Raw genomic sequence first — 10,074 nt, forward strand, 5'->3', positions numbered from 1 at the left:
CCTCGAAGGCATCGCGAGGCGGGATATCAGGCATCGACAAATGTGATACCCGTATGGATTGACGGGGTACGAATCCGACGGGAAGGTATCGGCAAAACAACTACAAGAAGCCTGAGCCATGCGTTTCCACCATCTGGACCTCAACCTGCTGGTTGCCCTGGATGTGCTGCTGGAGGAGCAGAACATCACCCGCACTGCCGAACGCCTGCATATGACCCAGTCCGCCACCAGCGGGGTCCTGGGGCGTTTGCGGACCTTCTTCGAAGACGAGCTGCTGGTACAGGTCGGGCGGCGCATGCAGCCCACGCCCTATGCCCTGGAGCTGGCCGGGCCGGTACGGGAAGTGCTGCTGACCATTCGCTCGTCCATCACCGCCCGGCCGGTGTTCGACCCGGCGGCCAGCAAGCGGCATTTTCGCCTGGTGACCTCCGATTACCTGATCAGCGTGCTGTTCGCCCAGGTGATCCAGCGCATCCATCAGGAGGCACCGGGAATCACTTTCGAGATGCTCAGCCCGGGTGATAACAGCGCCGAATTGCTGATCCGCGGCGAGGTGGACCTGATGATCGTGCCCGAGCGCTACCGGATCGAGGACCATCCATCGCAGTTGCTGTTCGAGGAGGACCACGTCTGCGTCGTCTGGCGGGACAACCCGGAGGTTGGCGACAGCCTGAGCCTGGAGCAGTACCTGGCGATGGGGCATATCTCGGTGGGTTTCGGGCGCAACCGGCACCTGAGCATCGAGGACTGGATCATGAACCAGTACGGTGTGAAGCGACGGTTGGAGGTGATCACCAACGACTTCAATACCCTCGCGCAACTACTGGTAGGCACGCCGCGCCTGGCGACCATGCATCGGCGGCTGGCGCAGCTGTATGCCCGGTATCTGCCGCTGCGGATATTGCCGACGCCGATGGCGATTCCGCTGATGGGCGAATACATGCTCTGGCATCGGAGCATGGAGGGGGATCCGATGTTGAGGTGGCTGCGCGAGCGGATTCGGGATTGCATCCAGGATATCGATGGTCCGGATTGGCACGCGGCCGTGTAGGAGCTGCTTTAGCTGCGATGGACCGCGCTAGCGGTCCCGAAACCATCCCGCACGAGTCCCTGGCCAAGCCCTATTGCGGATTCACAGTGGCTGCTTTGGTGCGTTTCTCCAGGCTCACCGAGCTGACAGGTTTTGGGACCGCTACGCGGTCCATCGCAGCTAAAGCAGCTCCTACCTGGACCGCGCCGCACGGGTAGGTTGACTAAACCGGAAGATGTGTAGATACCCATCCCTTCGCGGGACCTATCCAAGGCATCGATGCCCAGCCATCGACAGCATCTGATAGTCCCGCCAGGCACAGCACCCTAGCCTGCGTCACAAACGACAAGACGAGGCACTACCCCATGACCGCCCTGCACCTCCACTGCGCCACCCTCTTCGACGGTACCGGCCTGGCTGCGCTGCACCAGCAGACCCTGATCATCGAAAACGGTCTCATCCGCCACGCCGGCCCCACCGCCCGATCCCCCCGCCCGCAACCCGGCGACCGCGAAGTGCACGGCCATTTCGTCATGCCCGGCCTGATCGACGTGCATACCCACCTGGCCTTCGGCAACGCCCAGAGCGAGGAAGACATCGATATCTGGACCAGTGACGAATTCCGCGCCCTGCGAGGTCTTTTCTTCGCCCAGCATGTGTTGGCCGCCGGCGTCACCTCCATGGTCTGTCCCGGCGACAGCGGCCAGCTCAGCATCGCCGTGCGCAATACGGTCGATGCAGGACTCTTCGACGGCCCGCGCATCGCTGCCAGCAGCCGCGTGATCACCAACCGCCAGAGCCTCAACGATTGGTTCCCCAGCCGCGTCGGCGCGCCGGAATACTTTACTGCCGCCCTGGTCACCAGCCGCACCGAAGCCATTGCGGAAATCCGCAAGCAGGCCAAGGACGGCGTCGATCTGATCAAGATCGCCATGGACGGTACCCAGCGCCGCGCCAACGGCGAGATCATCGCCGCCTTCACCGCCGACGAAACCCGCGAGATGGTCGAGGAGGCCCATCGCCTCGGCTGCCGCGTGGCCACCCATGCCTACGGTCGCGAGGCGGTGATGTATGCGGCAAAGGCAGGCGTCGACCTGGTTTTCCACGCCTTCTACATGGACGACGCCTGCATCGAGGCGCTGCTCGAAGCCGGCACCGTCCTGGCCCCGACCATGACCTTCCCGCAGAACACCGTGGACTTCTGCCAACCCCACGACCCGGCCATCGCCACCGGCTATGCCGGCTACTGTGCCCGCACCCTGGAGCTGGGCACCCCGGTGCTGAAACGGGCCAAGGCTGCCGGCATCCCCTTCGCCTGTGGCAGCGACAGCGGCTTTGCCGTGACGCCCTACGGCGAGTGGCACGCCCGGGAGCTGGAACTGCTGGTACGACGCCTGGACTTCACCCCGGCCGAAGCCCTGTTCGCCGCAACCAATGTCGGTGCGCGCCTGATGCCCCGCGGCGAAACCCTCGGCACGCTGGAGCCGGGCAAGCAGGCCGACCTGCTGATTCTCGACGGCTCGCCGCTGGAGGACATCCGTATGCTCCAGGATCGCAATCGCCTGCAGGCGGTGTACAAGGCCGGCGAGCCGGTGAAACTGCAACGCACCGCCTACAACCCCAAGCAGGTCTCGGATTTCAACAGCCTGAAATGGACCGATCTCTACACCCGCGACCGCGTGACGGAACTGGGCAAATGGAGCCTGCCAGCATGACCGTCCTCGATTTCGAACTGGCCGCGCACCTGGCTGCCGCCACCCTGCGCCAGGCCCGTCAGCTCGGTGTCCGGCCGCTGGCAGCCGCAGTGCTGGATGCCGCCGGCCATCCGCTGGCCGTCCTGCGCGACGAGCAGGCCAGCTTCCTGCGCCCGCGCATCGCCAGCGGCAAGGCCCGTGGCTGCCTCGGCATGGGTATCGGCGGCCGGGAACTGGCGCGACGGGCGCAGGCGATGCCGGCGTTCTTCGATGCGATCAACAGCCTGACCGATGGGGAAGCGATTCCAGTGGCCGGCGGGATCCTGTTGCGCGATGCCGAAGGGCGTCTGCTCGGTGCCATCGGTGTCAGCGGCGATACCTCGGACAATGACGAGCGCTGCGCCCTGCTGGCGATTGCCGAAGTCGGGCTGCTGGGCGATACCGGCGACCCTCAGAGCTGAGCCGCTTGCTCCAGCAACAGCTGGCGGAACCACGCCAGCATGGGGTCGCCGGCCTGCTGTGGATGCCATTGCAGGGCCTGGGCGGCAGGCGGAAAGTCGATGGGTGCCGGCAGCACCCGCAACGGATAACGCTGCGCCAGCGCCATAGCCTGGCGACGGAACAGCGTGGCGATGCGCGGGGTGCCGATCACGAACTCGGCCATCAGGGAGAAGCTCTGGACCGTCGCGACCACACGCCGCTCGACACCGATGTCCTTCAGGTGCTGGGTGTCCAGGGACAGGGTCTGTCCGTCGGCGAATTCGCGCAGGACGTGCTGCCCTTCGCCGAAGCGCAGCAGATCCAGCGCCTTGCCTTCCGGCCAGTGCTCGGCGCAGACGATGCAGCACAGCTCGTCGTCGAGCAGCGCGGCGTGGGGATAAGCGCTATTGATTCGCCGTTGCGGGACGATCGCCAGATCGCTGCGCCGGTACTCCAGGGCTTGCGCTACCTGGTCGCCATCGCGGGCCAGGGACAGGTCGCGCACCGTCAGTGATGCATGGGGGGCAAGGCGGCTCAAGGCACGGCTCACCGCCGGGATCAGGGTGGCCGCCACATAGTCCGAGGCCACCAGGGTGAAACAGCGCTCGCAGCAGGCCGGGTCGAAGTCGGCGGTGGTTTCCACCAACTCGTCGGCCATGACCAGCAGCTCGCGGACCCGGGGCGCCAACTGGCGGGCCAGAGGACTGGGTTGCAGGCCGCGGCCGACGGGGACCAGCAGCGGGTCCTGGAAGTGCTCGCGCAGGCGGCCGAGGGCAGCACTGGTCGCCGACTGGCCCAGATTCAGGCGCTCGGCCGCCCTGCTTACGCTGCTTTCTTCGAGCAAGGCGTTCAGGGCGACGAGGAGGTTGAGGTCGAGGCGGCGATAGCGCATGCAGCGGTTATACCGTGCACGGCCTGGCTTGACCCGACGCATTTCCCGCTACCAGGTATCGCCCGGGACGATACCGGCAAAGTCATGGTCATAGCGCACGGCCCAGGTGCGCTCGCCAGGATTGACGAAGTCCGCGCTCATCGTCCCGTCGCTGAGCACCGACGGCTCTCCCCGGCGATGTAGGGAAATGCACTGTCGCCGAACTGGCGCATGTATCCCACCCCCAGCCCGTGGACGCCCCACAATTACGCTGGCCCGGCATTGGCAAGCGCTGCGTCCCGGACCGGGGTTGCAGCCAGTACGTCATCCGTTCGGTGCCGGGACATTGCCTCGCGGACTACCGCCGCCAGCCGCCGCAAGCCTTCGTCCAGCAAGCCAGGATCGACATGGCTGAAGTTCAGTCGCAGGTGGCCGTGGTTCGTCTCCGGGTCGGGGAAGAAGGGTTCGCCCGGCATGAATGCGACATCGGCCTGCAACGCGGCATCGAGCAAGGTACGGGTGTCCAGCGGCTGCTTCAGGGTCAGCCAGAAGAACAGGCCGCCGTTGGGCAGGTTCCAGTCGGCCAGGTCGGCGAAGTGTCGATGCAGCGCCGCCTGGAAGGCATCACGGCGGACCCGGTAGTAGCCTCTCAGTTCTTCCAGATGCTGCTTGAAGCGCTCGCTGCCCAACCACTGCAAGGCCTGCCATTGGCCCATGCGGTTGGTGTGCAGGTCGGCCGCCTGCTTGAGACACAGCAGGTGCGGGAACAGGTCCGGGCTGGCGATCAGGTAGCCGACCCGCAGGCCGGGTAGCAGGGTCTTGGACACGGTGCCGGTGTAGATCCAGCTGGCACGCTTCAGACGGCTGACGATGGGCCGGGCGTTGACGCCGTCGTAGCTCAGTTCGCGGTAGGGTTCGTCTTCGATCAGGGTGACGCCGAACTCGTCGAGCAAGGCCGCGACGGCGTCACGCTTGTGCTCGCTGTAGCAAGCGCCGGACGGATTCTGGAAGGTCGGGATCAGGTAGACGAAGGCCGGACGATGCACCTGCAGGCGGCTGCGCAATGCCTGCAGATCCGGACCATCGGCCTCCTGCGGCACGCCGATGCAGTCGGCGCCGAAGAACTGGAAACTTTGCAGCGCGGCCAGGTAGGTCGGAGCTTCCAGCAAGACTTCGGTGCCATTGTCGATATACAGCTTGGCGGCCAGGTCCAGGGCCTGCTGCGAACCGCTGACCACCAGCACCTGGCTCGCCTCGCAGGGAATGCCCAGGGCCCGGGCTTCGGCGGCCAGGAGCTCGCGCAACGCAGGCTCGCCTTCGCTCATGCCGTATTGGCCCATGGACACCGGCATGCCCGTCCAGTCCAGGGCAGGCAGCATGTTTTGCGCCGGCAATCCTCCGGCAAACGACATGACCTCCGGACGCTGCGCCGCAGCCAGGATTTCACGGATCAGGGAACCTTTAAGGCGAGTAGCACGTTCGGAGAAAGGCATGGGCAGCACCGATAGCGAGGCAGTGGGAAATGAGTCAAACTTGTTGACCGAAATTACGCCGACCTCTCAGGAAGTGTCAACATGATTGACCTAAAAAACACTGCCTCGCAGCAATTGGCGATGGAAGCCTTTTTCTTCGGCTATCAGGCTTTCACCAGCAAGGCCGACGAAATGCTCGAACGCAAAGGGCTGAGCCGCGTGCATCAGCGCATCCTGTTCTTCATCGCCCGCTATCCGAACCTGAGCGTGAAGGAATTGCTGGCGGTGCTGGGGGTGAGCAAGCAAGCGCTGAATACGCCGTTGCGACAGTTGATGGAGATGCATCTGGTGGACAGCGTCGCGTCGCAGGCGGACAAGCGTAAACGGCTGCTGGAGCTCACTGCAGATGGCGCGCGACTGGAACAGGCACTGCGCAAGGAGCAGGTGAAACTGCTGGAACGGGCGTTTGATGAAGCCGGGGAAGCGGCGGTGCAAGGATGGTTGGCGGTGAATCAGGCGTTAGGTGGGGGGGTGCTGGGGGATGGGGTTTGATGGTGTCCCAGGGCAGGTTCGAACTGCCAACCTTCCCCTTAGGAGGGGGATGCTCTATCCAATTGAGCTACTGAGACCCTGAGCCGGCAACGGGCGTCGCGCGGCGGAAGGCGTGCATGTTAACCAGCGGGGAGGTATTTGTCATTCCGTGGTTCGGGCTTTTTGCCTGCCAGAAATACCAGGGCATCATGACGGGCCGTGCATTTTGCAATGCAGCATAAGGCCATCATTGCATGATGCACGAAGCGCTTCGCTGAAAAACAATGTAACAGATTGATTTATAACAATATTTTTTATCAAGGCGAGTGGCATGGCACGTGCTGCAACAACACCAACGGAATGCAGACGACCCCACAGCCCTGGAAACTTGCCATGACCCATGCACTGCTCGCTCTCAACGCTCTGGCCCTGACCGCCGTGATTGCCATGGGCCTGATGCCCGCCAGGACGCCCACTCATTCCGTGGACTATCGCACCTCAATGCAAGCCCGCCCGGCGGTCATGGGCCAGGCGACTGAAGTACGTGCGCAACCGGTGAACGTGCATGAGCAGGAGCGCTATTCGTTTTGATCCGGCAGACCCTCCAGGCGCAATACGGCCAGCAACCGCTGGGCCGCTTCGGCGAGCGTGGTGGAGTTGTCCAGGTAATGCACATCGACGCCCAGTTCTCCCGGGACCAGTCTGTTGCGCAACAGGCGTTGTTCGATTTCTTCTGCGGATTCCCGACCGCGCCCCTGCAGGCGCTGGCGTAGGACATCCGCGGTGACGGTCAGCAGGATCGGCACCAGGTCCGGATATTTCTCACGGGCAGCTTGCAGATGTTCGCGTGAACCATTGATCAGCACCCAACGCCCCGCAGCCAGCCAGGAATCGATCTGCGCCGGAATGCCATAACGCAGCCCGTTGGCCCGCCAGTCCAAAGCGAAAGCGCCCTGCTCACGTAGCGCAACAAACTGCTGAAACGATACACTGTGCGCCTCCTCACCCACGGCCTCGGCAGAACGCGTAATCACCCGCCGTGCCACCGCTACCCCCAGCTCCTGCAGTGCTGGTTTTGCCTGGTCAATGACACTGTCCTTGCCGGAGCCGGAGGGGCCCATCAGGTAAATCAGTCGTCCCGGGACGGGCGACGAGGTCTCGCCCCTTGCGTCATGCTGCATAGCCACTATGCTCATAGATAGGAAAAGCGCAGGTATTTTAGGCGCTTTCCGTTGCCTTTTCGCTGGTCGTTATCGACAGTCAAAAAGGTGGCTGAATCGGTAGAGGTGACGAATCTTAACTTTTCAAACCAGTACTCATTTCTGATAATTGGTACTGGCAAAAAGCCTCCACCCGGTTCAATATTTGTCACAGAATTGACGCCAAGGAACCGGCGACAATGAGGCATCATTGCGACCTCATTCACAATTCAGGTTGAACATTTGACCGCATCGATGGTCCTAGTCTCATCGCGCGGCCAACTTCAAGAACCGCTTCCCCTGAACTAAACCGGTCAATTATATGCGCCCAATGAAACAGGCTATCTACTCAAGCCGCACCGCAGACAAATTCGTCGTCCGCCTGCCAGACGGAATGCGTGAGCGCATTGCCGAGGTTGCGCGTAACCACCACCGCAGCATGAACTCCGAGATCATTGCACGCCTGGAACAGAGCCTGATCCAGGAAGGCGCACTGGGCGACGAGCTGAGCATGCGCCTGGACAGCCCGGAACTGTCCCTGCATGAACGCGAGCTGCTGCAACGCTTCCGCCAACTGTCCCATCGCCAGCAAAACGCCCTGGTTGCCCTGATCGCCCATGACGTCGAAATGGCTGCGGACGCTTCCTGACTTATTCACTGAACTCGTTTCAGAACAAAAACGCCCGGTGCACAGCATCGGGCGTTTTGCTTTTCAGGACGCTTAAAAACAAAAAAGCCAGCTCGAAGCTGGCTCTTTCGTAAGGGTCTACGGATTACAGCAGGAACAGCGTCGCCAGCCCCAGGAAGATGAAGAAGCCACCACTGTCGGTGACCGCAGTAATCATCACGCTTGAACCCATGGCCGGATCGCGCCCCATGCGAGTCAGGGTCATAGGGATGAACACCCCCATGAACGCCGCCAACAACAGGTTGAGGGTCATGGCTGCCGTCATTACCACGCCCAGCGACCAACTGCCGTAGAGCAGGAAGGCCACCACGCCGATCACCCCACCCCAGATCAGGCCATTGAGCAGCGCCACACCCAGTTCCTTGCGCATCAGGCGCGAGGTGTTGCCGGGGCTGACCTGATCGAGAGCCATCGCCCGAACGATCATGGTGATGGTCTGGTTGCCGGAGTTGCCACCGATACCGGCAACGATCGGCATCAGCGCTGCCAGGGCTACCAGTTTCTCGATCGAGCCCTCGAACAGGCCAATCACCCGCGAGGCAATGAAGGCGGTGATCAGGTTGATCGCCAGCCACGCCCAACGGTTACGCAGCGAACGCCAGACCGAGGCGAAGATGTCTTCTTCTTCGCGCAGACCGGCCATGTTCAGCACTTCGCTTTCACTCTCTTCACGAATCAGGTCGACCATTTCGTCGATGGTCAGACGGCCGATCAGGCGATCGTTCTTGTCCACCACCGGGGCCGATACCAGGTCGTAACGCTCGAAGGCCTGGGCGGCGTCGTAGGCGTCTTCTTCGGGGTGGAAGCTGACCGGGTCATCGGCCATCACTTCGGCGACCTGCTTGTCCGGGTCGTTGACCAGCAGACGCTTGATCGGCAGCACGCCCTTGAGAATGCCGTCGTAGTCGACGACGAACAGCTTGTCGGTGTGGTTCGGAAGCTCTTTCAAGCGGCGCAGGTAGCGCAACACCACTTCCAGGCTGACGTCTTCGCGGATGGTGACCATCTCGAAGTCCATCAGCGCACCGACCTGCTCCTCGTCATAGCTCAGCGCCGAGCGCACACGCTCGCGTTGCTGGGCGTCAAGGGTTTCCATCAGCTCATGGACGACGTCACGGGGCAGCTCGGGCGCGAGGTCGGCCAGCTCGTCGGCGTCCATCTCCTTGGCGGCGGCGAGCAGCTCGTGATCGTCCATGTCGGCGATCAGGGTTTCACGGACCGAGTCGGAAACCTCGAGAAGGATGTCGCCGTCGCGCTCGGCCTTGACCAACTGCCATACGGTCAGACGGTCGTCGAGGGGCAGCGCTTCGAGAATGTGAGCGACGTCCGCAGAGTGCAGATCATCGAGCTTGCGTTGCAGCTCGATCAGATTCTGCCGGTGGACAAAGCTCTCTACGTGATCATTGTGCGCGCCTTCCTGACGGTGGGTCAGGTCTTCGACCAGGCGCTGGCGCTGCAACAGCTCGACCACCTGGGCAAGGCGGTCCTGCAAGCTTTCTTGCGTTTTTTTTGCTTCGATTTCAGTCATAAGCGAACTCCACTCCCAGCAGCGGAGCACGCCGGGAGGATCAATCAGTCACATCGTGATTGGCAAAACAGGCTTTTAAGTAACTACTGGGTAAGTCCATGGTGGTATTCCACAAGCCCCGGCGGGGCTGACGGGCGCAATCATACACCGCTTGAGCTGCCTGGGGCTGAAAATATCGGTGAAAACAATCGTTTGCGAAAATGACGCAGGCAAACTCCCGAATCCATCAATGCGACGGCCAGCGCTCGAAAAAGAGCACACGCACTACTGAAAAATTAGCACGCAGCCTGGTCGTATGAATGACAAATTATTTATCGGGATCAACAAATCGCGGAAAACAAAAAGCCCGCCATTAAGGCGGGCTCTTCGTTTATATGGTGCACTCGACAGGATTCGAACCTGTGACCGCTCGGTTCGTAGCCGAGTACTCTATCCAGCTGAGCTACGAGTGCAGGGTTGGTATTTGATGAACCAGATTACCGCTGGTTGAAACCGAAGCAACTTTCAGTGAAACTTGCTTCTTCTTTATGGTGCACTCGACAGGATTCGAACCTGTGACCGCTCGGTTCGTAGCCGAGTAC

General features: G+C 62.0%; 9 protein-coding genes, 2 tRNA genes and 1 pseudogene. 6 read left to right on the plus strand and 6 right to left on the minus strand.

Translation table 11 applies throughout. The features are described 5' to 3' along the window. Positions 1-118: 118 nt before the first annotated feature. The 3 genes from ACODSK_RS27105 to ACODSK_RS27115 all read left to right on the plus strand — a co-directional run bounded on the left by ACODSK_RS27105 (position 119) and on the right by ACODSK_RS27115 (position 3,185). Positions 119-1,051, plus strand: a complete 933-nt coding sequence (locus tag ACODSK_RS27105; protein WP_489020407.1) for a LysR family transcriptional regulator — start codon at positions 119-121, stop codon at positions 1,049-1,051. 344 nt (positions 1,052-1,395) lie between these two features. Further along, positions 1,396-2,745, plus strand: a complete 1,350-nt coding sequence (locus ACODSK_RS27110) for a metal-dependent hydrolase family protein (protein ID WP_489020409.1) — start codon at positions 1,396-1,398, stop codon at positions 2,743-2,745. Further along, entirely contained in the window at positions 2,742-3,185 is a 444-nt protein-coding gene (locus ACODSK_RS27115; RefSeq protein WP_489020411.1) for a GlcG/HbpS family heme-binding protein, read from the plus strand. Before ACODSK_RS27110 ends, ACODSK_RS27115 begins: the two co-directional genes overlap by 4 nt. On the opposite strand, the gene ACODSK_RS27120 is transcribed toward ACODSK_RS27115, so the two are convergent. Both ACODSK_RS27120 and ACODSK_RS27125 read right to left on the minus strand, forming a co-directional pair. After that, positions 3,176-4,096, minus strand: coding sequence for a LysR family transcriptional regulator (locus tag ACODSK_RS27120; RefSeq protein WP_489020413.1), 921 nt, complete (start codon positions 4,094-4,096; stop codon positions 3,176-3,178). The two genes, ACODSK_RS27115 and ACODSK_RS27120, sit on opposite strands and share 10 nt — an antisense overlap. Positions 4,097-4,416: 320 nt before the next feature. Beyond that, positions 4,417-5,568: pseudogene (locus tag ACODSK_RS27125) on the minus strand (aminotransferase-like domain-containing protein); the annotation flags it as partial. Between the two features lie 81 nt (positions 5,569-5,649). On the opposite strand from ACODSK_RS27125, the gene ACODSK_RS27130 reads away from it, so the two are divergent. Continuing rightward, positions 5,650-6,099, plus strand: a complete 450-nt coding sequence (locus ACODSK_RS27130; RefSeq protein ID WP_489020415.1) for a MarR family winged helix-turn-helix transcriptional regulator — start codon at positions 5,650-5,652, stop codon at positions 6,097-6,099. Here the strand turns inward: ACODSK_RS27130 and ACODSK_RS27135 are convergent. Beyond that, a tRNA-Arg gene (locus ACODSK_RS27135) sits at positions 6,100-6,176 on the minus strand. Between the two features lie 295 nt (positions 6,177-6,471). On the opposite strand from ACODSK_RS27135, the gene ACODSK_RS27140 reads away from it, so the two are divergent. After that, the gene (locus ACODSK_RS27140) at positions 6,472-6,669 is read left to right on the plus strand and encodes a hypothetical protein (protein WP_489020416.1); all 198 of its coding nucleotides are present in this window, start codon (positions 6,472-6,474) and stop codon (positions 6,667-6,669) included. Here ACODSK_RS27140 and phnN read toward each other — a convergent pair. Next, entirely contained in the window at positions 6,657-7,259 is a 603-nt protein-coding gene (gene phnN / locus ACODSK_RS27145; protein WP_489020418.1) for a phosphonate metabolism protein/1,5-bisphosphokinase (PRPP-forming) PhnN, read from the minus strand. The two genes, ACODSK_RS27140 and phnN, sit on opposite strands and share 13 nt — an antisense overlap. A gap of 340 nt (positions 7,260-7,599) precedes the next feature. Between phnN and ACODSK_RS27150 the strand changes: the two genes are divergently transcribed. Continuing rightward, positions 7,600-7,926, plus strand: a complete 327-nt coding sequence (locus ACODSK_RS27150) for an Arc family DNA-binding protein (RefSeq protein ID WP_003254499.1) — start codon at positions 7,600-7,602, stop codon at positions 7,924-7,926. A 124-nt stretch (positions 7,927-8,050) separates the two neighbouring features. Here the strand turns inward: ACODSK_RS27150 and mgtE are convergent, their stop codons facing one another. Continuing rightward, positions 8,051-9,493, minus strand: a complete 1,443-nt coding sequence (mgtE, locus tag ACODSK_RS27155; RefSeq protein ID WP_489020420.1) for a magnesium transporter — start codon at positions 9,491-9,493, stop codon at positions 8,051-8,053. A 375-nt stretch (positions 9,494-9,868) separates the two neighbouring features. After that, positions 9,869-9,945: transfer RNA gene (locus tag ACODSK_RS27160), tRNA-Arg, on the minus strand. Positions 9,946-10,074: the final 129 nt, after the last annotated feature.

This window comes from Pseudomonas sp. FG98, from assembly GCF_057808595.1.